The organism is Sulfitobacter rhodophyticola, from assembly GCF_041281685.2.
Lineage (GTDB): Bacteria > Pseudomonadota > Alphaproteobacteria > Rhodobacterales > Rhodobacteraceae > Sulfitobacter.
The window spans coordinates 19,029-41,599 of the sequence record NZ_CP166248.2; the positions used below are offsets into that span (position 1 = coordinate 19,029).

Annotated in this window: 22 protein-coding genes; 14 read left to right on the forward strand and 8 right to left on the reverse strand. The window is 63.5% G+C overall.

All coding sequences use genetic code 11. The features are described from left to right. Positions 1-27: 27 nt before the first annotated feature. From AB4X18_RS00085 to AB4X18_RS00095, 3 genes are all read left to right on the forward strand, one after another. Positions 28-606 carry a GNAT family N-acetyltransferase gene (locus AB4X18_RS00085; RefSeq protein WP_370398914.1) on the forward strand — a complete coding sequence of 193 codons (579 nt, stop codon included), beginning with the start codon at positions 28-30 and terminating at the stop codon, positions 604-606. Between the two features lie 76 nt (positions 607-682). Then, a complete protein-coding gene (locus AB4X18_RS00090; RefSeq protein WP_370398915.1) occupies positions 683-949 on the forward strand; it encodes a type II toxin-antitoxin system ParD family antitoxin in 267 nt (88 codons plus the stop codon). Continuing rightward, positions 946-1,275 (forward strand): type II toxin-antitoxin system RelE/ParE family toxin, encoded by a 330-nt coding sequence (locus AB4X18_RS00095; protein ID WP_370398916.1) that lies wholly within the window; start codon positions 946-948, stop codon positions 1,273-1,275. The genes AB4X18_RS00090 and AB4X18_RS00095 overlap by 4 nt, the downstream gene beginning before the upstream one ends. A gap of 4 nt (positions 1,276-1,279) precedes the next feature. On the opposite strand, the gene hemC is transcribed toward AB4X18_RS00095, so the two are convergent. Further along, positions 1,280-2,227 (reverse strand): hydroxymethylbilane synthase, encoded by a 948-nt coding sequence (gene hemC, locus AB4X18_RS00100; RefSeq protein WP_432816568.1) that lies wholly within the window; start codon positions 2,225-2,227, stop codon positions 1,280-1,282. 96 nt (positions 2,228-2,323) lie between these two features. Between hemC and hemE the strand changes: the two genes are divergently transcribed. Continuing rightward, complete coding sequence (gene hemE / locus AB4X18_RS00105; RefSeq protein ID WP_432816569.1) at positions 2,324-3,358, forward strand: uroporphyrinogen decarboxylase; 1,035 nt, start codon at positions 2,324-2,326, stop codon at positions 3,356-3,358. A gap of 3 nt (positions 3,359-3,361) precedes the next feature. On the opposite strand, the gene AB4X18_RS00110 is transcribed toward hemE, so the two are convergent. After that, positions 3,362-4,039, reverse strand: coding sequence for a hypothetical protein (locus AB4X18_RS00110; RefSeq protein ID WP_432816570.1), 678 nt, complete (start codon positions 4,037-4,039; stop codon positions 3,362-3,364). Positions 4,040-4,530: 491 nt separating this feature from the next. Here AB4X18_RS00110 and AB4X18_RS00115 point away from each other — a divergent pair, with 491 nt between their 5' ends. Both AB4X18_RS00115 and AB4X18_RS00120 read left to right on the forward strand, forming a co-directional pair. After that, the gene (locus AB4X18_RS00115; RefSeq protein ID WP_432816571.1) at positions 4,531-5,835 is read left to right on the forward strand and encodes an AAA family ATPase; all 1,305 of its coding nucleotides are present in this window, start codon (positions 4,531-4,533) and stop codon (positions 5,833-5,835) included. After that, positions 5,832-6,902, forward strand: coding sequence for a ParB/RepB/Spo0J family partition protein (locus AB4X18_RS00120; RefSeq protein WP_370398919.1), 1,071 nt, complete (start codon positions 5,832-5,834; stop codon positions 6,900-6,902). Before AB4X18_RS00115 ends, AB4X18_RS00120 begins: the two co-directional genes overlap by 4 nt. A 52-nt stretch (positions 6,903-6,954) precedes the next feature. Here AB4X18_RS00120 and bchO read toward each other — a convergent pair whose 3' ends face one another. Genes bchO through crtA form a run of 4 tightly spaced genes read right to left on the reverse strand, consistent with a single transcriptional unit; the run spans position 6,955 to position 11,160 of the window. After that, positions 6,955-7,815 (reverse strand): alpha/beta fold hydrolase BchO, encoded by an 861-nt coding sequence (gene bchO / locus AB4X18_RS00125; RefSeq protein WP_370398920.1) that lies wholly within the window; start codon positions 7,813-7,815, stop codon positions 6,955-6,957. Positions 7,816-7,817: 2 nt separating this feature from the next. Further along, positions 7,818-9,458, reverse strand: a complete 1,641-nt coding sequence (locus AB4X18_RS00130) for a magnesium chelatase subunit D (RefSeq protein WP_370398921.1) — start codon at positions 9,456-9,458, stop codon at positions 7,818-7,820. Next, positions 9,455-10,459, reverse strand: coding sequence for a magnesium chelatase ATPase subunit I (bchI, locus tag AB4X18_RS00135; RefSeq protein WP_370398922.1), 1,005 nt, complete (start codon positions 10,457-10,459; stop codon positions 9,455-9,457). Before bchI ends, AB4X18_RS00130 begins: the two co-directional genes overlap by 4 nt. Next, a complete protein-coding gene (gene crtA, locus AB4X18_RS00140; protein WP_432816572.1) occupies positions 10,456-11,160 on the reverse strand; it encodes a spheroidene monooxygenase in 705 nt (234 codons plus the stop codon). Before crtA ends, bchI begins: the two co-directional genes overlap by 4 nt. A gap of 110 nt (positions 11,161-11,270) precedes the next feature. Between crtA and AB4X18_RS00145 the strand changes: the two genes are divergently transcribed. The 3 genes from AB4X18_RS00145 to tspO are packed head-to-tail and all read left to right on the forward strand — an operon-like array spanning position 11,271 to position 14,348. After that, positions 11,271-12,821 carry a phytoene desaturase gene (locus AB4X18_RS00145; RefSeq protein WP_432816573.1) on the forward strand — a complete coding sequence of 517 codons (1,551 nt, stop codon included), beginning with the start codon at positions 11,271-11,273 and terminating at the stop codon, positions 12,819-12,821. Beyond that, positions 12,818-13,849 (forward strand): 15-cis-phytoene synthase, encoded by a 1,032-nt coding sequence (crtB, locus tag AB4X18_RS00150; RefSeq protein ID WP_370398871.1) that lies wholly within the window; start codon positions 12,818-12,820, stop codon positions 13,847-13,849. The genes AB4X18_RS00145 and crtB overlap by 4 nt, the downstream gene beginning before the upstream one ends. A gap of 19 nt (positions 13,850-13,868) precedes the next feature. Beyond that, on the forward strand, positions 13,869-14,348 hold the full coding sequence (gene tspO, locus AB4X18_RS00155; protein WP_370398872.1) for a tryptophan-rich sensory protein TspO: 480 nt from the start codon (positions 13,869-13,871) through the stop codon (positions 14,346-14,348). 71 nt (positions 14,349-14,419) lie between these two features. Here the strand turns inward: tspO and crtC are convergent, their stop codons facing one another. Then, positions 14,420-15,259 carry a carotenoid 1,2-hydratase gene (gene crtC / locus AB4X18_RS00160; protein ID WP_370398924.1) on the reverse strand — a complete coding sequence of 280 codons (840 nt, stop codon included), beginning with the start codon at positions 15,257-15,259 and terminating at the stop codon, positions 14,420-14,422. Continuing rightward, positions 15,244-16,818, reverse strand: coding sequence for a 1-hydroxycarotenoid 3,4-desaturase CrtD (crtD, locus tag AB4X18_RS00165; RefSeq protein WP_370398873.1), 1,575 nt, complete (start codon positions 16,816-16,818; stop codon positions 15,244-15,246). The genes crtC and crtD overlap by 16 nt, the downstream gene beginning before the upstream one ends. 92 nt (positions 16,819-16,910) lie before the next feature. On the opposite strand from crtD, the gene AB4X18_RS00170 reads away from it, so the two are divergent. The 5 genes from AB4X18_RS00170 to bchY all read left to right on the forward strand — a co-directional run bounded on the left by AB4X18_RS00170 (position 16,911) and on the right by bchY (position 22,563). Further along, the gene (locus AB4X18_RS00170; RefSeq protein WP_432816574.1) at positions 16,911-17,795 is read left to right on the forward strand and encodes a polyprenyl synthetase family protein; all 885 of its coding nucleotides are present in this window, start codon (positions 16,911-16,913) and stop codon (positions 17,793-17,795) included. Continuing rightward, complete coding sequence (locus tag AB4X18_RS00175) at positions 17,795-18,919, forward strand: methyltransferase (protein WP_370398874.1); 1,125 nt, start codon at positions 17,795-17,797, stop codon at positions 18,917-18,919. The genes AB4X18_RS00170 and AB4X18_RS00175 overlap by 1 nt, the downstream gene beginning before the upstream one ends. 116 nt (positions 18,920-19,035) lie before the next feature. After that, positions 19,036-19,977, forward strand: a complete 942-nt coding sequence (gene bchC / locus AB4X18_RS00180) for a chlorophyll synthesis pathway protein BchC (protein WP_370398875.1) — start codon at positions 19,036-19,038, stop codon at positions 19,975-19,977. Further along, positions 19,974-20,993, forward strand: coding sequence for a chlorophyllide a reductase iron protein subunit X (locus tag AB4X18_RS00185; RefSeq protein WP_370398876.1), 1,020 nt, complete (start codon positions 19,974-19,976; stop codon positions 20,991-20,993). Before bchC ends, AB4X18_RS00185 begins: the two co-directional genes overlap by 4 nt. Further along, positions 20,986-22,563 (forward strand): chlorophyllide a reductase subunit Y, encoded by a 1,578-nt coding sequence (gene bchY / locus AB4X18_RS00190; protein ID WP_370398877.1) that lies wholly within the window; start codon positions 20,986-20,988, stop codon positions 22,561-22,563. The genes AB4X18_RS00185 and bchY overlap by 8 nt, the downstream gene beginning before the upstream one ends. Positions 22,564-22,571: the final 8 nt, after the last annotated feature.

The following is a 22,571-nucleotide window of genomic DNA, read 5'->3' on the forward strand; positions in this document are numbered from 1 at the left end:
ACGGGCCAGTTAGGTTGGCCTTTCGTCATGACGTCAAACCTGCCCCTCCGCGCCGTTCTGCGCAACGGCGAAACCGTGCTGATCCGGGAAATCGGCCCGGATGACCGTCGCCTGATGCGCGAGGGTTTCGAAAAGCTGTCCAAGCAGTCACGCTTCTTTCGCTTCCTCGCCCCGCATCAGCACCTGTCAGAGGCGGAACTGGATCACTTCACCGAGGCCAACACCAAAGACCATTTCGCCATCGGCGCGGCCTCCCTCGGGGTGGACGAAGACATGCCGCTGGGAACGGCACGATTTGTGCGGCTGACCGAAGACAAAAACGACGCCGAATTCGCCCTGACAATCATCGACAGCCACCAACGTCTTGGCCTGGGGTCGTTGTTGCTGCGGTCCTTGGCACGGGCCGGGCATGCGCGCGGCATTGAACGCTTCACCGCGCTGATCCACCACGACAACACCGGCATCCAGGCGCTGATGCGCTGCTTTGGTGGCCATCGCTTGACAGGCGGCGTGGAAGAGGAATGGGAGCTGCCGCTGCCCCTCAAACCCAAGCCGACATTGTCAAGGCAACCCAATGAAATCGCGATCCTGCGAAAGCCTCAGTAACCTTTCCGCCCGTGATACTTGGCGCAGTGGACAATATGGCATATATTGCCAATGACAGATTCAAGGAGCACATTCCATGGCAACCCGCAATGTCGTCCTCACCGAACAGCAAGACCAGTTGGTTAACGATCTGGTAAGCTCCGGGCGCTACCAAAATGCATCAGAGGCCTTGCGCGCGGGGCTGCGCCTGTTGGAGCGGGAGGAAGCCGGGTTGGATGCGTTGAGAGAGCGTTTGGAAGAGGGATTGCGAGAGGTGCGCGAAGGCAAATTTGCCGAAGGCACTGGAGAAGAGGTCATTCGCCGTGCGTTCGCCCGGGCAAGAGCGAAATTTGAAGCCGAATGAAGAGCCTGCGATTCTCACTGACAGCGGAACGAAGGCTCGATGAGATTTTTGAATGGTCTTATTCCCAGTTCGGGATGAACAAGGCTTTGGAATACCAACAGGTTCTTATTGAAACCTGTGAGCGGATCGCATCAGGAGTTGCGCACACCCAAAGCTGTAGAACTCTCGTGGTTGATGACACTGAGACCGATCTGCGCTTTGCGCGGGCAGGACGCCATTTCATCGTCTATGAAGAACACGGCGATATCATCGGCATCGCCGATCTTCTGCACAGCAGCAGTGACCTGGGTACCCTGCTCAATGCACTTGGCAGTTGGGAAAACTAAGCCCTTAAGCCCGCCAGTCAAAAAACCCCTCACCCGCCTGCGCCAGAAGCTTCCCGGCCATTTCACGCCCGGCTTCCGCGCCGTCCTCAACCACACAGGTCATCGCGTCGTCGATGGCCTCGGACCCGTCGGGGCGCAGAACCTCTCCCCGCAAATGCAGATTGCCGCCGTCCAACACGGCCAGCCCCGCAATCGGTGTCTCACATGACCCATCCAGCGCTGCCAGAAACGCCCGTTCGGCCGCCAACCGCTGGCCGGTCGTGCCATCATGGATCGCTTCCAGCATCTCCGCGGCGCGGCTGTCACCCATCCGCCGCTCAATCCCTATCGCCCCCTGCGCCACCGCCGGCAGCATCGTCTCTACCTCGATAGCGGTCTTGGGCACCTCTTCCATGCCCAGACGGTTCAGGCCGGCCATTGCAAGGAATGTCGCCTCTGCCACGCCCTGATCCAGTTTCATCAACCGGGTCTGCAGGTTGCCGCGGAATTCGACCACCTCCAGATCAGGCCGCCGCAGCTTCAACTGCGCCCTGCGCCGCAAGCTGGAGGTGCCGACAACCGTGCCCGCCGCCAGATCATCCAGCCCCGACGCGCGCGGCGAAATGAACGCATCGCGCACGTCTTCGCGCGGCAAATACGTCTCTAACACAAGGCCATCGGGCTGTAGCGTCGGCATATCCTTCATCGAATGCACCGCGATGTCGATCTTGCCCGCCAGCATATCGTCCTCGATCTCTCGGGTGAACAACCCCTTGCCGCCGATTTCCTTTAGCGGGCGGTCGATGATCTTGTCCCCCGTCGTCTTGATGACGACGATTGTAAACGCCTCGAACGGCAGCTCAAACGCATGGGCCAGCCGCTCGCGTGTTTCATGCGCCTGCGCAAGCGCAAGCGGCGATCCACGGGTGCCAATCATCAACGGGTTTTGCGGGGTGGGTAAATTCAGACTCATGCCCTTTCGTACCCCTGTAAACCTTTCCTGACAACTCTTGTGTCCCCGCCCGTCTGAGGTAAAAAGGTCTGAGCCATTTTTCTAAGAGAGATCAACATGACCGCCCAGAAAACAATCCTGCGCGCCCTTGCAGGTGAGACGCTGCCGACGCCCCCGATCTGGATGATGCGGCAAGCGGGGCGGTACCTGCCCGAATACAAGGCCACGCGCGCGCAGGCGGGCGATTTCCTGTCGCTGTGCTACAATCCGGAACTGGCGGCGGAGGTGACTTTCCAGCCCATTCGCCGCTACGGGTTCGATGCGGCGATCCTGTTTGCCGACATCCTGCTGGTGCCGCAGGCGCTTGGGGCGGATCTGTGGTTTGTCACCGGGGAGGGGCCGCGCCTTTCCACCATCACGACGCAGGCCGAAGTTGATGCGCTGAAACCCGTCGAAGCGATACATGATACGCTCAACCCAATTTATGAGACCGTCCGGATTCTGTCCAAGGGACTTCCCAGCGAAACCACGCTGATCGGTTTCGCCGGCGCACCCTGGACCGTTGCCACCTATATGATTGCGGGTCAGGGCACGCCGGATCAGGGGCCTGCGCATGGGCTGAAGGCCGAAAACCGCGCGGTGTTTGATGCCTTGATGGCCCGGATCACGGAGGCAACGATTGAGTATCTGAGCGCCCAGATTAATGCCGGTGCCGAAGTGATCAAGATCTTTGACAGCTGGGCAGGTTCCCTGCAAGGCGCTGATTTTGTTGACTATTCCATCAAGCCCATGCAGCAGATCACCGAAGCGATCAAGGAACGCCACCCCGGCATTCCGGTCATCGCCTTCCCGCGCGGCGCAGGCGAACGTTATGTCGGTGCGCATGCCGCCATCGGCGCGGATTGCGTGGCGCTGGATGACGGTGTCGATGCAACCTGGGCCGCGACGCATGTGCAAAAGGACGGCTGCGTGCAGGGCAACCTGAAATCATCGCATATGGTCACGGGCGGCGATGCGCTGGTCTCCGAAACCCGGCGCATCGTGGATGCGTTTTCCGGGGGCCCGCACATTTTCAATCTCGGCCACGGGATCACGCCCGACGCGGACCCGGAGAATGTGCAACTGATGATCGACACGGTGCGCGGTAAATAGACCCTATTCAACGACTTCGATGGTGTTCACATCCCCATCCACCGCCTGACAGGCCGACAGGATCGCGCCCGTCAGGTGGGTCTGCACGTAAGCGGCATGAAACCGGCTGGGCGCGCGCAGGGTCAGCCGGCCCCCTGCCCTGCCGACCCGGCTGAGCGCCTGCAGCCACGCACCATAACGGCCAGGGTCCTGTTGATGGAGGATCGCACGGGCAAGGCCCCATTCGGTCGCGTCCGACATATCCGGCGCGGCAACGGTCCCCTTGACCGGGAACGGCACCACCGTCTCGGCCGACGCACCTTCGAGCCTTACGACGAAATCAGACCCTATCTCAGGCCAAATCGCCTTGGTGGCCTGCAACATCTTCTCCGTATCCAGCCCATAGGTCGTCACCCGGCCCCGCGCGCCCTGCTTGCGTACCACCAGCCACCCAAGGCCGCGCAGCTTGGCCATCTCGCGTTTCACGGTGCGTTCGTTGCAGGACCACAGCCGCGCAATTTCCCGCTGCCCGATTGACAGTTCATCCCGGCCCCAGTTGTACCGCGCCGTCAGCAGCGTGATCAGCCGCAGCACCATGCGCTGATCATGTTTGCCCAGCGACAGCGCATGCGCCCCCAACGCCGTGATGACATCGTATTTCCGGGCGGAAGCCCCCGGCCCCGCCAGCTTTTTGTGGAGCATCTGCTCATTCACCTATATCCTGCATCCGTGAAGATGCGCCGCCTCTGCCTCAAGATCTTGTGCCTTGATGGCTGGACCGCCGAGAAACGCAACGCTTTTCCGCGACCATGTCTGATTTGCGTCCAAAGTTGCGATTCTGTCAAGCGGTTGCTGCGGTTGGTGTCGGCCCCTGGCCTTATTCCAAATGAAATTTGAAGGTATATAGGTATTGGGGGACACCTTGAGCGGCCCCTATTCGGGCCAATTTGTCCCCTATTAGGCCCTCATCAGCAAAAACCTGTCCCCCTTCTTCAGACCCGTCGGCCCTGCCTTCTGGGCTTCAGCCGATTCGCACAAAACCCCTGCAAATCATCGCCAACGCCAGTATATTCCAATTTACTTCTTTTCCAAATTCAGCGTAAATCAGCAAAGAGGCAGAATTAACGTCCTGCGGGTTTCGCAAAACCACCGTCCCAGCGGGGACAGGCAGCGGGCATAGGAAAGACAAGGGCATGTTCACACATCACGACCTGGCCAGGTTGCAGGCGCAATCCCTCAAGATGCAGGGGTTTATCCGGCAGCAGACATTCTCCCCCGAGCATGAGAAGACCCTGCGCCGGTTTTCCAGCTGGGAGGTCGCCGAACTGATCTTCAAGGTCAACCAGTCGACCTTGCGCGGGCGGCTGGCGGCCGACCCGTCCCTGCCCCAGGGCACGACGGAGGAAGACGGCCGGCAACACTGGTACACGCTGGAGGAAATCAACGAACTCCGCCGCAGGCTCAAGGTCAATCGCAAATCCCTGATGCCGACGCGCCCCGCAGGGAAACGCGCGATCCGCGCGGCGATTGCAAACTTTAAAGGCGGTGCCGGCAAATCCACCGTCGCGCTGCATTTCGCCCATGCCGCAGCCCTTGATGGATACCGCGTGCTGGTGGTGGATTTCGACCCTCAGGCGACGCTCAGCCACTCCATGGGCCTGAATGACGTGAACGAGGAATATACCGTCTGGGGTGTCATGGCGCGCGACCTGATCCGCGAAACCGAACGGATGAACGCGGCCGCACAGGGCGCTGAAAGCGGCACCGCCCTGCCCCAACGCAAGCTGCCCGCCGCCATCACCGACATGGGGTTGAGCGCGCTGCGGGTCACCGATTTCATCAAGCCCACGAACTGGCCCACCATCGACGCCCTGCCCTCCTGCGCGAACGCGGCCTTTGTTGAATTCGCCTCCGCGCAGTACCGGCACCTGAACCCCGAATGGTCGTTCTTTGCCGCTGTTTCCCGCTATCTGGATCAACTGCCCGACGACGCCTATGACCTGATCCTGTTCGATTGTCCGCCTGCCATCGGCTACCAGTCGATGAACGCGGTCTTTGCGGCGGATGTCCTCTATATCCCGTCTGGTCCCGGCTATTGGGAATACGATTCCACGACCTCCTTCATCGGACAGTTGTCGGAGGCGCTGGAGGATCTTGAACGGTTTGGCGGGGCTGTCCCGGCGGGGACATTGCCGCTGCCAAAGGTCTTTGCCGATGTACGCTTTCTGCTGACCCGGTTTGAAACCAACAACGAACTGCACCGCGCGATGCAGCAGGCGTTTGGCAAGGTTTTCGGGGATAGATTGGCGACCCACCCGATTGAGATGACCCGCGCGGTGGAGCAATCCGGGCGGTTCCTCAACTCGATCTACGAAACCGACTACCGTGACATGACGCGTGAAACCTGGCGGCGGGCGCGGGCGTCATTCGATCAGGCCTATGATGAATTCAAGGGCCACCTCATCGCCGCATGGGATCTGCTGGAGGACAGCAAATGAGCAAGAAGAAACGCGTATTCGACATTGATTTCGACGAGGCGGAGGTCAGCACCGATGTCCCCGTGGGGACAGCGGAAGCGCGGCGCGGTCCGATGGCCGCCGCGATCACTGAAAACGCCGAAGCGCTCAGCGCGCGGCAACAGGCGGAGGCGGCGATTCGCGCGGAGAATGACGCGCTGGCCCATGAACATGTGCGACTGAAGAAAGCGGGCCTGATCACCGATCTGATCCCGCTTGACCTGATCCGCACTGACAAGCTGACCCGCGACCGGGCGGAAGGGCGCGATGCGGAGATCGATGAACTCAAACGTTCGATCCGGGATATCGGGTTGTCGAACCCCATTCTGGTCGAAGCGGTTGGCGATGCCTATGAGCTGATCCAAGGCTATCGCCGCCTGACCGCCTATCGGGAGCTGTTCGAGGAAACCGGGGAGGAGCGGTTCGCCCGCATCCCTGCGGGGATCAATGCGAAGGGTGAAGATATTCTGCGGCTCTATCGCCGTATGGTGGATGAAAACCTTGTACGGCGCGGTGTGACTTTCGGTGAGATGGCGCAGCTTGCGTTGCAATACCGCAACCAGGACCCGAACGTGCAAAGTTATGACCAGGCGGTCGAGGTGCTTTACGCGTCTTCCGGGCGGCAGAAGCGGGCCTATATCAAGCGCTTTGTGCGGCTGCTGGTCGCTGCGGATGGCGCGCTGGACCATGTCCCGGCGGTGTCGCGGTCGCTGGGGTTGGCGGTGGTCAAGCGTCTGGATGAGGACGAGCATGGCACCGGCATCCTGCGCCGCACGCTGCGCGCGCAGGAAGGCCGCAGCGCGGAGGAAGAGATCGCCGTGCTGACCAGCTTTGCCGCCGGGGCAGGGCGGGCGGAACGCAAGAAGCCAAAAGCGCCCGTGGCCCGGCAGGCCAAGACCACCTTCCGGCTCAACCGTCCCGAAGGGGACGCCAAATGCACCGTTGCCGATGGCCGGATCGAGCTGCGGCTTGAGCGGGATTTCAGCGGGGTGGAGCGGGCGCGGCTGGAGCAGGCCGTTGCCGCCTTTCTGGAGGCGCTGGAGCGCTGAGAATCTGTCCCCGCGGGGACAGATTGGCTTATTAATACATTAAAACAGATAGTTAGGCGTTTTCCTCGTGCAGAAAATCGAGGATCGGCGCCAGAACAGCAGCGGCGTTTTCCTCATGCGCGAGGTGTCCCAGATCGGGCAGCGTGATGTGTTCGGCATCGGGCATCCGCGCCGCCACCTCCGCCGAGGTGGACGGCGGCACGGCACGGTCACGCGCGCCGGTGATCAGCAATGCCCTGGCGTGGTGTCGGGGCAGGGCGCGCAGCAGTGGGGTCAGGTTCCATTGCGACATCATGGCCAGCGTGCCGTCCACATGATCCCGGTCGCTGACCAGCCTGCGATACCAGCGCAGGTCTTCGTCCCGCAGGGTCGATCCGGTTCCTTCGATCAGCCGCCGCACGGATGCAGGTTGCGCAGCGGAGGCGGTGAAGATGCGCGCGACCATCGGTGTCAGCGCCAGCGCCTTGGCCATCATCGGGAACAGCAGTCCCGCAAGCCCCTTGAAGTTGCCCAGTGCGGCATTCAGCCCGACCACGGGTGGCGCGCCTTTGGCCAGTGTCATCTGCAGGGCGATGGCCGCGCCGGCGGAATGGCCGATGATCGCCTCCGGCTCCCAACCTTCCTGCGTGCACAGCGCTGTGATATCTTCCGCCATGTGATGCAGCCCGCAGCGTTGCCGTGCGCCCATGCGGGTCATGCCTTGTCCCGGCAGATCCATCGCCACAACGCGGTGGGTTCGGGCCAGCAGCGGCATCAGGTGTCGCCAGCTTTGCGTCGCGCCGCCCGCACCATGGATCAGCAGCAGAAGCGGGCCATCGCCCATCTCCTGCACGTGCCAGCGATGGGGGCGGCAATCGATCATGCGGGATGCATCTGCCATGGGCCAGTCCGCCGGACAGTCGCGCAGGTTCATGATCAGCTTTCCAGCGCGGTCGTGACGGCCTTTGACAGGCTCTGCGCATCCGCGCGCGGCAGGGAGACATAGTGTCCCCGCAGGGACAGGGAAAGCCGGGACAGGCTGTCATCCGGGCGGCGGCCGCAATCGATGACGATGCTGTCGATCCCTGCCGTGGCGATCTGCGTTGCGACACGGGCCGCATCCTGCGCGGCCTGTTCGCGGTTCGCGCTGCCATCAAGGGCGATGTTGCTGCGTCCGTCGGTCAGCACCACCAGCACCGGGGTCAGTCCTCGGCGTTCAGCAGTGCGCGCGGTCTCCAGACCCATCTCAAGACCCGAAGCCAATGGCGTACCACCGCCCCCCGGCAGGGCGGCAAGGCGGCGTTTGGTCTGCACCAGCGACCGTGTGGGCGACAGCAAAAGCTCCGCCCCCGTGCCCCGGAAGGAAATCAGCGCAACATGGTCACGGCGGGCATAGGCTTCGGCAAGCAGTAATTCGACCGCGCCTTTCGCTTCGGCTAGCCGCGCCATCGCGGCAGAGCCGGAGGCATCCACCGCAAAGACCAGCAAACGGTCTGACAGGTCCTGATAGCGTCTGTAGCGCAGGTCAGCGGGGCGGATCAGGGGGCGGGAGCCCGCATCGGGGCTGTCCCGGCGACGCAGGCCCTGCCAGGGGATTGCGGCCCGCAGGGTGGCCATCAGATCAACGCGCGGCTGAGCGCCTTTGGCTGCCCCGTCCCGCGCGGGTAGGGGGCGGCCCCGCCGGTTGCCGATCCGCTTGCGCCCCGCGCCGCTGCCTTTGGCATTTCGCGCCGTGTTAGAGCCTGTTTTCGACAGCAGATCCGGGGGCAGGGCAGTGCGGATCGCGTCCAGCAGGATGTCGTCGGGCAGGGCGATGGTGTCCGGGGTGTCAATGGGATTTGCGTCGGCTTCCTCCGGAGGCGGTGGGGGGTGCTGTTCGTCCGGAGGGGCGGGCATGCGCGTCGCGCGGGGGGCAAGGACCAGTTCAGCGGCGGCGGTGATGTCCTCGACCGCCACGATCCTGCGCCCGGACAGCGCCGCATGGGCCTGTGCCGCGCAAAGCGCGAGGTAGGGCGCGCGCAGGCTGTCGATGCCCAGCGATACGGCAAGGGTCACGAGGTCATCAATGACGTGTTCGGGCGTCTCCACCGCGGCAAGATCGATGGCAGAGGACGTACGCCCAAGGGGTTCGACGTCAGCCTGGCCCAATCCTTCGAGAGTGACATGAAACGCCAGACGGTCGCTGAGGGAATGCGGCAGCGCATCGTCATCTTCGGTCCCTTCGTCCAGCGCGATTATCACCGTGTCAGAGCCTGTTTCGAGCGCATTCGCGAGGGTCGTGGCCATCAGTGGTGGCGTGCGTTCCGCCATGGTCAGCAGCAGCATGTCGGCCCCTGTGTGCAGCAGGCCGCGATGGTGGATCAATTGCCCTTGCGCAAGGCTGGCGGCAACGTCAACGCCGCCGTCCAGCGCGTCCTGGGGCAGGGCGGGGTGCAGGCGCAGGGTGTCTTGCGGAAGCATGGCGATTACCGCGTCACGGGCGGGACCGGACCGGGCGCGCAGAACCATGCCGCCCAACCGCGCCGGGTCGACGGCCAGCAGCCGCAGCGCGGTGGTGGCACGCCCGAAAGGGGTCATCCCAGCACGTCCTCGACTACGCGGCCCACACGCGCACCGCTGCCCGCTTCGTCTAGTGGATCACGGCGCAGGCGGTGGCGCAGGGCCATGGGGGCCACCGCGCGGATATGGGTGCGGGTCAGGGCGGTATCATTGCGCCACGCGGCATAGGCGCGCGCGGCCTTGAGCAGGGTCAATTCACCGCGCAACCCGTCAGAACCAAGCTGGATGCACAACTCTGCCACATCGCGCAGCGTGCTGTCGGGGGTCTTGAGTTTAGCCAGCGCCTTGCGTGCCTGCAGGATGCGGTCGCGCAGGGTGGCGTCTTCGGCCTGCCAGCGCAGCATGAAGGCGGCGTGATCGCTCTCATAGGCATCGCGGCGTTTGATCACCTCGACCCGTTCGTCGATATCGGTGGGGGAGGCCACATCGACCGACAGGCCAAAACGGTCCAGCAGTTGCGGGCGCAATTCGCCTTCTTCGGGGTTGCCGGACCCGACCAGCACAAAGCGCGCGGGATGGCGGATCGACAATCCTTCGCGTTCGACCACGTTTTCGCCCGATTGGGCCACGTCCAGCAGCAGATCGACGATGTGATCTTCGAGCAGGTTCACTTCGTCGATATAAAGATATCCCCGGTTCGCCTGCGCCAGCAGACCCGGCTGAAACGCCTTTTCGCCCTTTGTCAGAGCCTTTTCGATGTCCAGCGCGCCTGTCACACGGTCCTCTGACGCGCCCAGTGGCAGGTCGATCACGGGCGTGGGGATCTTGTGGGTCGCCTTGCTGGTCACGCCAGCCCAGTCGGGGCTTTCGGTCAGGGTCGCGGCATTCACCGGGCAGGCCTTGAGCGCCTTGATCGGGGGCAACAGCGCGGCCAGCGCACGCACGGCGGTGGACTTGCCGGTGCCCCGGTCGCCGAACACCAGAACCCCGCCAATGGCAGGGTCAATGGCCGTCAGCAGCATCGCGCGTTTCATTTCATCCTGACCGACGATGGCCGAGAAGGGGAAGGGTTGTTTCATGACGCCTCCGGGCGGGAAAGGGGAGAGCACCCGCCCCAGCTGCCTTCGTCGGTCAGCAGGGTAAAACGGGCATAGAGTTCTTCGCGGAACCATCCTTCGTCACGCACGGCGCGGATGGCGTCGGCGTGGGGGCCAGTGCGGGCGAAATTGGCCATGCGCGCGGCATCGGGCCAGATGGAGAAAGTCACCTGATGCAGCCAGGGCACTTCGCCGATGCCGATCTTGAACATCACGTTCGGGTCCTTGCCGATGACGGATGAGATGTCCGGCACGCGGCCCCAGAAGCGTTGCAGGATACCGGGCTTAATGGTGGCGCGGGTGAGTGCGGCAAGCGGGCCGGTTTCGTCTGTTTCGCCAGCGATGAAAGGGGTCTGGCCCGACCATTGTCCGCGCACGCTTGAGGCGGTCATGTAGACGGTCCAGTCTTCGGAGGCGCGGTTGCGGTAGCGGGCAAATATGCGGGCGGTGGCATGGGCGTCTTGCGCGGTCTGCAGGTCTGGCCATGTGGCGAGAATCGCATAGACGGCCGTGTTGGGACGTGGCGTGAACCCTTCACCCGTGCCGGAACCGCAGAGTTTCCAGAATCCGATCCCCGGCACACGCGCCATCGCGGGCCGCGCCCCGCCCATCATCGTCAGCGCCCATGCGCGCGCCCATACGCTGTCAAAGCGGTAAAAGCTGAGGCTAACAACCTGCGCCACTTGTGTGAGTCCCTATATATGTCAGCTTTAGTTTACAGATTTTCGCCCTTTTGGAAAGAGGGTGACAGATAGATTGTAAATTTAACTAGACACCGCTAGTCTTGGTGGTGATGCAGACACATGATCATACAGACCCGCTTGCCGATAACCGCGCCATTGTCATTGGTGCAGGTCTGGGCGGGCTTGCCGCTGCGATGCGGCTGGGCGCCAAGGGCTATGCGGTGACGGTGCTTGACCGGCTTGACCGCGCGGGTGGACGCGGATCGTCGATCACGCAGGATGGCCACCGGTTTGATCTGGGACCGACGATCGTGACTGTCCCGCAGGTGTTCGAACAGCTTTGGGCGGACTGCGGGTTTGATTTCCGCAAAGCGGTGGACCTGCGCCCGCTTGATCCGTTCTACGAAGTGCGCTGGCCCGATGGCAGCACGTTCAAGGCCTGCGGTGACGATGCGCGGATGTTTGCGGAAGTCAGCAAGCTGAACGCGGCGGACCTGCCCGGCTACAAACGGTTCCTGAAGGATTCGCAGGCGCGGTATGTCGTGGGGTTTGAGGGCATGGTCGCCAAGCCGATGCACAAGCTGTGGGAGACGATAAAGGTGCTGCCCAAGTTTGCGATGCTGCGGGCGGATCGGTCGATCTATGGTCTGGCGGCGGCGCGGGTGAAGGACGAACGGTTGCGCATGGCGCTGTCGTTTCATCCGCTGTTCATTGGCGGCGACCCGGCGCATGTGACGTCGATGTATGCGCTGGTTGCACATCTGGAGAAGGAATACGGCGTCCATTATGCCATGGGCGGGGTGCAGGCGATTGCAGATGCGATGGCCGACGTGGTGCACGCGCAAGGCGGCACGATCCGGCACGGGGTGGAGGTGGACGAGATCCTGATCGCCGACAAGGCGGCCAACGGCGTGCGGCTGACCGATGGTGCGCGGCTGGATGCACCGCTGGTCGTCAGCAATGCGGATGCGGGTCATACCTATGATCATCTGCTGCGCCACCACCTGCGCCGCCGCTGGACCGCGCGCAAGTTGAAGCGCAGGCGGTGGTCCATGGGATTGTACGTCTGGTATTTCGGGACAAAGGGCACTGCGGGCATGTGGCCCGATCTGGGGCATCACACGATTGCCAACGGGCCGCGCTTCAAGGGATTGCTGCGCGATATCTTCATGCGCGGGAAGCTGGCGGATGACATGAGCTTGTATGTGCACCGTCCGTCGCTGACCGATCCGTCTGTTGCGCCGGAAGGGGATGATACGTTTTACGTGCTGTCGCCGGTGCCGCATCTGGGATGGAAGACGTCTGTGGACTGGAAAACCGAAGAGCCGATCTATCGCGAGAAGGTCGCGGCGGAGCTGGAGAAGATGATGCCGGGGTTCCGCGAAAAGATCAGTACAGAGACTGTTTTCACACCCGAGACCTTTCGCGACCGGTACCTCAGCCCGCATGGCGCAGGCTTTTCGTTGGAGCCGCGCATCCTGCAATCGGCGTGGTTCCGGCCGCATAACGTGAGCGAGGAAGCGAAGGGTCTGTATCTGGTCGGCGCGGGCACGCACCCCGGTGCCGGGCTGCCCGGTGTGGTGTCGAGCGCGGAGGTGCTGGCCAAGCTGGTGCCGGATATGCCGCGTCGGGCGGGCGAACAAAGGGTGGCGGCTGAATGATACGCGCGGATGACATGGAACACTGCCGGGCGGTGATCCGGACAGGGTCGCTGTCTTTTCATACGGCGAGCAAGCTTTTGCCCGCGTCCGTCCGCGATCCGGCGCTGGCGCTTTATGCCTTTTGCCGGTTGGCCGATGACGAGGTCGACGAGGGCCAGCAGAAGGCGCGCGCGGTGTTGGGTTTGCGCGACAGGTTGGATGCGGCCTATGCCGGGCGGCCCCGCAATGCGCCCGAGGACCGGGCGTTCGCCGCCATCATCGAGGAATTCGACATGCCCCGCGCGCTGCCCGAAGCGCTGCTGGAGGGGCTGGCCTGGGATGCGTCGGAACGGCGGTATGATACGCTGTCGGAGGTGACGCAGTATTCAGCGCGCGTGGCTTCGGCCGTGGGCGCGATGATGTGTGTGCTGATGCGGGTGCGAGAGCCGCATGCCCTGGCGCGGGCCTGCGATCTGGGCGTGGCGATGCAGTTGACAAATATCGCGCGGGACGTGGGCGAGGATGCGCGCGCCGGGCGGCTGTACCTGCCACTGGACTGGGTACGCGACGCGGGGCTGACGCCCGAGGCCTTCATGGCACAGCAAAGTGCGACGCCAGAGACGCAGCGCATGGTGCGGCGGTTGCTGGCGGAGGCGCGCAGGCTCTATATCCGGTCGGAGCCGGGGATCAAGGCGCTGCCGCTGGCGGCCCGCAGTGGCATCTTTGCGGCGCGGTTCGTCTATGCCGGCATCGGCGCGCAGGTGAAACGCAACGGGTATGACAGCGTGACCAAACGGGCCCATACCAGCAAGCTGCAAAAGCTGGGATGGGTGGCGCAATCGGGTCTGCGGGCGGCGGGAACGGCGGTCTTGCCACGGTCGCCGGTGATCTATGCGCGCGCGCTGCCGGAGGTGCAGTTTCTGGTGGATGCGGCATCAGCGGGGCGGACCGAGGCGAGGCAGGGCCGCGCGGCGGCGTTGCTGGATGTGCTTGCGGAACTGGACGCGCGCACGGCAGCACCCACATCACACCAAGTGGCGGCAGAGTAGCGCCGCGTCAGGATCGCTTATGGATTTCGCGCTTTTTGGAATATTCCTTCTGGCCTGCTGTGCCGCGGGGGCGACGGGGGCCGTGTTCCAGCCGGGCCAGTGGTACAGGGAGTTGAACAAACCCTCCTGGACGCCGCCGGACTGGGCGTTTCCGGTGGCCTGGACCAGCATCTATCTGTTGATCTCATTCGCCGGGATGCGCGTGGCGCTGCAGGACGGGAACGCCTATGCGATGGCGTTCTGGGCGGCACAGGCGGGGTTTTCGACCCTGTGGACGCCGGTGTTTTTCGGCTTGCGGCGGATGAAGGGGGCATTGTTGGTGATGGTGCCGCTGTGGCTGTCGGTGGCGGGGGCGACGTGGACGCATCTGCAAGTGGATTTCTGGGCGGGGCTGGCGTTTGTGCCGTATCTTGCCTGGGTCAGCGTCGCTGCTGCGCTGAATGCCAGCGTGTGGCGGTTGAATCCGGGCGTGGACCCGATTGTGCCGTCCGAGCTTTGAACATCTGTGGCGCCGCAGGGTGCATGGCGCACGACGGTATATAAGGCCAAAAAGAGGGGCGGGCGCGGTGCCTAGAATTGCCAGCGCGCGCGGCGGGGCACGCGGACGGCGAGCATCGGTTTCAGAAGCGGGTTGGCATAGCGGTTGAGGTCAAGCGCCTCGTGCACGCCGGCCGTTTTTTCGCCGTCAATGCAGGTTTCCACCACGGAGCGGGAATAGAAGGGCGCGTCCAGCATCGCCTTGGTCTGGCGTGGGGTGGTGCCGGGGTCGGCGCGGGTTTCGCGGCGCAGCGCCCAGAGGGTGCGCTTGAAGGCAGTGCGCGGCGGGGCGTCGACTGTCCGGGCGGTGCCGTTCTGGTCAAAGGCGATGGCGGCTTCCAGCGATGTGCCGTCGCGGCGGGTGGCGTCGTAGAAACAGGTGGCGCCCGCGCGGGTGGGGTAGCGGCCCCAGGTCCAGTAGCTGAAGTCACTTTCAAGCGGGCGGGTGCCGAAGTTGGCGTCGAAGTATCCGTGGCCGTCGAATTGCCAGCCCTTTGCCTCCAGGTTCACGGTGATGCGGCTGACCGGCGCGAAGGGCCGCCAGATGTGCGCGCCATCGGGTGTCAGGGGCAGTTCGACGTTGGTGATCGCCTCCGGCGTCACGGTGATCTGGCCGCGCATGCGGGAAACGAGCGGGAGCGAGGACACCTCATCGATGTCGATGATCAGGTCCGTGCCGGTCCAGCACATGGCCGAGGGGCCGACGGTAAACCTGTCCGGTGTGGTGTGCAGGGCGGAGGTGCCACGGTCAGTCATGGCAAAGCGCCCCCCGGCGCCGTAGGTCGCGACGTTCATGCAGCAGTGGTTGGCGGGTGTGTGCCGCCCGGACCATGCGTACCAGGGAGAGAAGACCGACCCTATGAAGCCGATGATCGAGACGGCGCGTGCGCCATCGTCGGAGACGCCGTCAATGTACCACCAGGCATAGCCCCCCGGCGGTGGGTCGAGGTCAAAGCGAGGTCCTTGATCATCGCCGCGGCCGCGTGCGCTCCGCAAAGTGTCGCCATCGGGATCCCCGCCCCCGGATGCACACCGCCCCCTACCAGGTAGAGCCCCGGCAGGCGGCTGCGCACCTGCGGCCGCTTGAAAGCCGCCATCATCCCGTGTGGGGATCGCCCGTATAATGCGCCGTTGCTGGCCGGAAACAGGGCCGAGAAGTGTTGCGGCATCGTCAGCCTGTCCATTGCGGGCATCGGGTCGAAGCGCAGGCCGAAACTGGCCAGTTGCGCCATGATCTGTGTATGACATCGGGTTCTCTCCTCCGCCGTGAGGGCGGTGCGGTCGGCCACGGCGGGCGCGTTCATGATGATCTCAAACCGTTCCTGTCCTTGCGGCGTCTGGCCGTCAAAGCGGTCCTGTGCGCAGGCATAGAGCGTGGCATCGCGGGGCAGGGTGCCTTGGGCGATGGGGCCGAATTCGGTTGCGGGGTCGGTGCAGAAAAAGACGTTGTGCGCCGCCAGATTGACGCCGGTGGCGCGGGCGGCAAAGCTGTGGACGCAGGCCGACAGGCTGCGCGGGCTTGTCGCGGTTTCCGGCACGGCGGCGCTGGCCTGTTCGCCAAGCATGCCGGTCGCCAATGCGCGCGGATCGCCGTTGAAGCAGACCGCGTCGACATTTGTGCGCCCCGCTTCGGTCCGGATGGCGCGGGGGCGGCCGTTCTGCATGTCGATCCCGGTCACGTGGCTGTTGTAGTGAAAGATCGCGCCCAGTGCCGCGGCCCTGTCCGCGATGGCTTGCGCCAGCCGGTGCATGCCGCCCGCCACATGCCAGACGCCGCGTTGTTCGGCCTGCCAGATCAGGCCCAGCAGCGCGGGGGAGGCATCGGGACTGCCACCGACATAGGTGGCGTAGCGACCAAAGAGCTGCGCCAGTTTGGGTTCGGTGAACTGCCGCGCAAGGTTCACGGCAAGCGTCCGGTGCGGTGCCATGGCGGTGATGAGGCCCGGCTGGCGCAGCATCCGCGCGGTCAGGGACATCACCGAAGGGGCCGCCTTGCGCATCATCGGCGCATCGAAGGCGTCAAAGAGCCGCCGTGTCTGTTCATCGAAGGTTGCGAATTGTGCAGCGGCGTCAGGTCCGAACACCTGCGCGATTTGCTGTTTGCTGTCGCGCGCATCCGCCATCAGGTCAAGCATGGTGCCATCTGGCCAGAAGTGCCGCGCCAGAATTCTTTCGCGCGTCAGGGTCACATGATCCGAGAGCGCACTGCCGGTTTCCGAAAAGAGTGCGTCGAAGACATGCTTCATGGTCAGCACGGTCGGGCCAGCGTCCACCGGCCCCGCGGCTGATTCCATCGTGCGCATCTTGCCGCCCGGTCCGGCGTGGCGTTCAAACACCGACAACCGCGCACCCGCATGGGCAAGGCGCAGCGCAGTGGCCAGCCCGCCAATGCCTGCGCCAATCACCGCGATATGTGGTGCCTCATGTGTCATCTTTGATGGACAGAATCTGTTGGCATTTGTCTAGCCTAGTTGACACTTGTCCTGTCATCAATAGAGTACAGGGACAAACCGGGAGAGTTTTCATGGATGTCGCTGACCGTATTGATACCGCGATCACCCAGGCGATTGCCTGTGCGCAGGCCGCGCCGTCACCCGGAAAACTGGCTTCTGCCCTGCATTATACCGTGACGCCCGGCGGCGCGCGGATCAGGCCGACGATCCTGATGTCCGTGGCGCTTGCGTGCGGGGATCGCAATCCGGGGCTGGCCAACGCGGCGGCGGCGGCCCTTGAGTTGATGCATTGCGCGTCGCTGGTGCATGACGATCTGCCCTGCTTTGACGATGCCGACACCCGGCGGGGCAAGCCAGCCGTGCACCGCGCCTTCGGAGAGCCGCTTGCCTTGCTTACAGGCGACAGCCTGATCATCATGGCGTTCGAGGTGCTGGCGAAGGCGGCGATGGAAAACCCGATTGCAGCCGTGAACCTGATGCAGGTGCTGGCGACGCGGACGGGCATGCCCAATGGCATTTGTGCAGGGCAGGGATGGGAAAGCGAGGCGGAAGTTGATTTGTCCGCGTATCACCGGGCCAAGACCGGCGCGCTGTTCATTGCCGCGACCCAGATGGGTGCCGCCGCAGCCGGCGAAGATGCAGAACCCTGGGAGGAACTGGGCGCGCGCATCGGCGAGGCGTTCCAGGTCGCCGATGATCTGCGTGACGCGCTTTATGATGAAGACACGCTGGGCAAGCCGGTGGGGCAGGACGACCTGCACGGACGTCCCAACGCGGTGACGGAATTGGGCATTGAGGGGGCGATCGCCCGGATGGGAGAGATCCTGACCGGGGCGATTGCATCGATCCCGAAGTGTCCCGGCGAAGCGCGTCTTGCCAAGCTGGTGACGGCGCAGGCCGAGGCGCTGACACCGATCCGGTTCCGCGCGCAGCAGCAGGCCGCGCGGGGCGTGTGATGGCGGATGTGCCCGCACCCATGCGCGGCACGGGGTTCAAGGTGCCGGGACTGCGCAAACTGCTGGCGGCACGCGGATTTCAAAAATGGGCGGCGCGCAATTTTCTGACACGGCGGATCGTCCGGTCCGAGGGCGAAGCGCTTTTTGATCTGGTGGCGGGGTTCTGTCATTCGCAGGTATTGCAGGCGCTTGTATCCTTCGACATTCCCGCACGTCTGATGGACGGCCCCGCGTCCGCGGAGACACTGGCGCGGCAGGTGGCCGTTCCAGAGGACCGGATGCTGGTCTTGTTGCGGGCAGGTGCCGCGCTGGGACTGTTGCGGCAAAAGAGGGCAGGGCGGTTTGCCCTGTCGCGGCGCGGTGCGGCGTTGGTCGGCGTGCCGGGGTTGCAGCAGATGATTCGGCATCATGACGTGCTGTACCGTGATCTTGCCGACCCGGTCGCGTTCTTTCGCGGAGAGACCGAGCCGGAGCTTGCCGGTTTCTGGCCTTACGTCTTTGGGGGTGATGTCGATCCGCAGGACGCGGCGACCTATTCCGATCTGATGGCGCAGAGCCAGCTTCTGGTGGCGGACGACACGCTTGATGCGATCAGCCTGCGCGGTGTGACACGGTTGATGGATGTCGGCGGCGGATCAGGCGCGTTTCTGGCGCAGGTGGGGGCGCGGTACGGCGATCTGCAACTTACGCTTTTCGATCTGCCGACGGTCGCTCCACAGGCACAGGCGCGATTCGCGGCGGAGGGGTTGAGCGACCGGGCCAGAATCAGCCCCGGTTCTTTCAGAACGGATAATTTGCCGGACGGGGCCGACGCGATTTCCCTGATCCGCGTGCTTTACGATCACACCGATGCCACGGTTACCCAGTTGCTGAAGCGGTGCTTTGCGGCGCTGCCGAAAGGCGGACGGCTGATCATCTCGGAACCGATGCGGGGCGGGGCAAAGCCGGAGCGGGCTGGAGACGCCTATTTCGCGCTTTACACATTGGCGATGGGAACCGGCAAGGCGCGGTCGGCCGAAGAGATTGCGGATTTGTGCCGCATCGCGGGCTTTGAGGAAATTCAGAAACCGGCAGCACGCAGGCCGTTCGTGACGCGCTGTGTGACAGCTGTAAGGAAAAACTGACAATGTCCATTATGATTGACAGTCATAATTGTCAGCTTTAGTTTACATGTAACAAACTGTGCGCAGTGAGTCCCTTTCAAGAGGTCCGCATGCACAAACCACAGAGGGGAGAACCAGTGCAGACCACCGCCGTCATTTTGAACGGGCCACGTGATCTGGGGGTCGACACGTTGAGTGTCACAGCACCGGGGTCGGGCGATCTGGTGGTGGAGATTGCACATTCGGGAATTTCCACGGGTACTGAAAAACTGCTTTGGTCCGGCGCGATGCCGCCCTTTCCGGGCATGGGTTATCCGCTTGTGCCAGGATATGAGGCCGCCGGTGAGGTGGTCGAAGCCGGTGCGCAGACACCCTATAAACCCGGTGACAGGGTCTTCGTACCGGGGGCGAATTGCTTTGAGGATGCGTTCGGTCTTTTCGGGGGCGCGGCAAGGACGCTGGTCACCAAGGCGGAACGGGTCACGCGGATTGATCCCGGACTGGGTGCACGAGGTGCATTGCTGGCGCTGGCGGCGACGGCACGTCATGCGCTGGCGGGGCCGGGCAAGTCCGTGCCGGATCTGATTGTGGGTCATGGTGTGCTGGGCCGGTTGCTGGCGCGGCTGACCATTGCGGCGGGTGCGCCCGCGCCGACGGTCTGGGAAATTGACCCGGTGCGGATGCAGGGCGCAACAGGCTATCCGGTGCTGAACGCCGACACGGACCCGCGCCACGACTACACATCTATATACGACGCGACGGGCCAAGCCGATTTGCTGGGCAGTCTGATCGGCCGTCTGCAAAAGGGCGGGGAGATCGTTCTGGCGGGGTTCTATCCCGAACCTATCAGCTTTGCCTTTCCGCCTGCCTTCATGAAAGAAGCGCGTTTTCGCGTCGCCGCGGAGTGGACACCGGATGATCTGCTGGCGACCCGGTCGCTGGTCGAAAGCGGCACGCTGAGCCTTGACGGCCTGATCACGCACACGGCGGCCGCGTCCGATGCGCCGGACGCCTACGCGCGGGCGTTCGATGATCCGGCTTGCCTGAAAATGATCCTCGACTGGAAAGGTCACGCATGACACTTGATATCCCCAATCTGAATGATGGCGGTACCATCAAGGATTTTGACCAGCGCCTGCGGGACGAGGCGGGCGAAGACCTTGCCGACATCGTGGCGGAAGAACCCACCAGCAAGACCCAGATCATCGCGATCTATGGCAAGGGCGGGATCGGCAAATCCTTCACGCTCGCCAATCTCAGCCACATGATGGCGGAGCAGGGCAAGCGCGTGTTGCTGATCGGCTGCGATCCGAAATCCGATACCACAAGCCTGCTGTTCGGCGGCAAGGCCTGTCCCACGATCATCGAAACCTCCACCCGCAAGAAGTTGGCGGGCGAAGAGGTCAAGATCGGCGATGTGTGTTTCAAGCGCGGCGGTGTCTTCGCGATGGAGCTGGGCGGCCCCGAGGTTGGGCGCGGCTGCGGCGGGCGCGGGATCATCCACGGGTTCGAACTGCTGGAGAAACTTGGTTTTCACGATTGGGACTTTGATTATGTACTCTTGGATTTTCTGGGCGACGTGGTCTGCGGTGGGTTCGGCCTGCCGATTGCGCGGGACATGGCGCAGAAGGTTATCCTTGTCGCCTCCAACGACCTGCAATCGCTTTACGTCGCCAACAACGTCTGCTCGGCAGTGGAATACTTCCGAAAGCTGGGCGGCAACGTGGGTGTCGCGGGGCTGGTGATCAACAAGGACGATGGGTCGGGTGAGGCGGCGGCTTTTGCCAAAGCGGTGGATATCCCCGTGCTGGCCGCGATCCCGCAGGACGATGATCTGCGGAAGAAATCCGCGAATTATCAGATTGTCGGCACGATGGAGAGCCAATGGGGGTCGCTGTTTGCAGCCCTTGGCGATGAAGTTGCCGAAGCGCCGCCGGTGCGCCCTACGCCCTTGGATCAGGACGGACTGCTGGGCTTGTTCGATGCTTCCGAGACCGGCGGCGATGTGGTGCTGGAACCCGCCACCGATCTGGACATGCGCGGCAAGAACGCGGCGCCCAAGGCAAGCCTGGAGGTTGTCTACGACGATGTCTGAACGCACGGGATATAACGTATCCTATGATGATGTGGGGGAGGTCGTCATTGACGAGGCCTCCCACGGTGCTGATCTGGCACCGGTTGCAGATGCGCCCGCTGAAGGCATGTGCGGATCCCGCGGCACGCTGGAGGAAGCGGCGCGGGCGGCAGGGAAATCCGATGTGCTGGATCAATACGCCAAGGATTATCCCAAAGGCCCCCATGATCAGCCGCAGTCGATGTGTCCTGCGTTCGGGTCGCTGCGGGTGGGTCTGCGGATGAAGCGGACGGCGACGATCCTGAGCGGGTCGGCCTGTTGCGTTTATGGTCTGACGTTTGTGTCGCATTTTTACGGGGCACGGCGGTCAGTCGGATATGTGCCGTTCAACTCCGAGACTTTGGTGACGGGCAAGCTGTTCGAAGACATCCGTGAAGCGGTGCATGACGTGGCCGATCCGGCAAAACTGGATGCGATTGTGGTAACAAACCTTTGTGTGCCGACGGCGTCCGGTGTGCCGCTGCGGCTGCTGCCGGAGGAGATCGACGGCGTGCGTGTGGTGGGCATCGACGTGCCCGGCTTTGGCATTCCGACCCATGCGGAAGCCAAGGATGTGCTGGCCGGGGCCATGCTGAATTACGCCCGACGCGAGATTGAAGCGGGTCCGGTGGCCATGCCCGAAGGCGGCCGCGCGGACCGGCCGCAGGTTGCATTGATGGGGGAAATGTTCCCCGCCGATCCGATGATGATCGGGCAGATGCTGGCGCCTATGGGCTTGGCTGCGGGTCCGGTTGTGCCGTGCCGGGAATGGCGTGAGTTGTACGCCGCACTTGATTGCGGTGTCGCGGCGGCGATCCATCCGTTCTACACCGCGAGCGTGCGGGAGTTTCAGGCGGCGGGTCGTAAGGTTGTCGGATCTGCGCCTGTGGGTCATGACGGCACTGCCGCATGGCTGGCCGCGATTGGCGATGCCTACGGGATTTCCGCCGACAAGATTGGTGAGGCACAGAACGCTTGCCTGCCTACAATCAAGGGGGCGCTTGGTGGCGCGCCGATTGATGGGACAATTACGCTGTCGGGCTATGAGGGCAGCGAATTGCTGGTCGCGCGGCTGATGATCGAAAGCGGTGCGGATATTCCATATGTCGGTACGGCCTGTCCCAAGACCGAATGGTCTGCGGCAGATGCGGAATGGCTTGAGGCGCGCGGTGTGACGGTGAAATTCCGGGCATCACTGGAAGACGATTGCGCGGCGATGGAGGCGATTAGGCCGGACCTCGCTATTGGCACGACGCCCGTTGTCCAGAAGGGCAAGGAGCTGGGTATTCCATCGCTCTATTTCACCAACCTGATTTCCGCGCGGCCCCTGATGGGTGTCGCGGGGGCCGGATCGCTGGCGCAAGTCGTGAATGCGGCGATGGCGAATAAGGATCGCATGGATCACATGAAGGCGTTCTTTGAGGGCGTCGGTGCTGGTGACACAGCGGGCGTCTGGGAAGGCAGCCCGAATGTGCAACCGCAGTTCCGGGCGCAGAACTTGAAGAAGCTGGAAAAGCAGGCGAGGGCGGCGAAGGCCGCGCAGATGATATGAACGGCGTG

Coding starts and splice junctions, on each gene's coding strand:
- AB4X18_RS00090 (WP_370398915.1), top strand. CDS start 683: ATGGCAACCCGCAATGTCGTCCTCACCGAACAGCAAGACCAGTTGGTT.
- AB4X18_RS00130 (WP_370398921.1), bottom strand. CDS start 9,458: ATGACCCCTTTCGGGCGTGCCACCACCGCGCTGCGGCTGCTGGCCGTC.
- bchO (WP_370398920.1), bottom strand. CDS start 7,815: ATGAACCTGCGCGACTGTCCGGCGGACTGGCCCATGGCAGATGCATCC.
- AB4X18_RS00095 (WP_370398916.1), top strand. CDS start 946: ATGAAGAGCCTGCGATTCTCACTGACAGCGGAACGAAGGCTCGATGAG.
- AB4X18_RS00085 (WP_370398914.1), top strand. CDS start 28: ATGACGTCAAACCTGCCCCTCCGCGCCGTTCTGCGCAACGGCGAAACC.
- AB4X18_RS00145 (WP_432816573.1), top strand. CDS start 11,271: ATGCAGACACATGATCATACAGACCCGCTTGCCGATAACCGCGCCATT.
- hemC (WP_432816568.1), bottom strand. CDS start 2,227: ATGAGTCTGAATTTACCCACCCCGCAAAACCCGTTGATGATTGGCACC.
- AB4X18_RS00110 (WP_432816570.1), bottom strand. CDS start 4,039: ATGCTCCACAAAAAGCTGGCGGGGCCGGGGGCTTCCGCCCGGAAATAC.
- tspO (WP_370398872.1), top strand. CDS start 13,869: ATGGATTTCGCGCTTTTTGGAATATTCCTTCTGGCCTGCTGTGCCGCG.
- AB4X18_RS00115 (WP_432816571.1), top strand. CDS start 4,531: ATGTTCACACATCACGACCTGGCCAGGTTGCAGGCGCAATCCCTCAAG.
- AB4X18_RS00175 (WP_370398874.1), top strand. CDS start 17,795: ATGGCGGATGTGCCCGCACCCATGCGCGGCACGGGGTTCAAGGTGCCG.
- AB4X18_RS00185 (WP_370398876.1), top strand. CDS start 19,974: ATGACACTTGATATCCCCAATCTGAATGATGGCGGTACCATCAAGGAT.
- hemE (WP_432816569.1), top strand. CDS start 2,324: ATGACCGCCCAGAAAACAATCCTGCGCGCCCTTGCAGGTGAGACGCTG.
- crtD (WP_370398873.1), bottom strand. CDS start 16,818: ATGACACATGAGGCACCACATATCGCGGTGATTGGCGCAGGCATTGGC.
- bchY (WP_370398877.1), top strand. CDS start 20,986: ATGTCTGAACGCACGGGATATAACGTATCCTATGATGATGTGGGGGAG.
- bchI (WP_370398922.1), bottom strand. CDS start 10,459: ATGAAACAACCCTTCCCCTTCTCGGCCATCGTCGGTCAGGATGAAATG.
- AB4X18_RS00120 (WP_370398919.1), top strand. CDS start 5,832: ATGAGCAAGAAGAAACGCGTATTCGACATTGATTTCGACGAGGCGGAG.
- crtB (WP_370398871.1), top strand. CDS start 12,818: ATGATACGCGCGGATGACATGGAACACTGCCGGGCGGTGATCCGGACA.
- AB4X18_RS00170 (WP_432816574.1), top strand. CDS start 16,911: ATGGATGTCGCTGACCGTATTGATACCGCGATCACCCAGGCGATTGCC.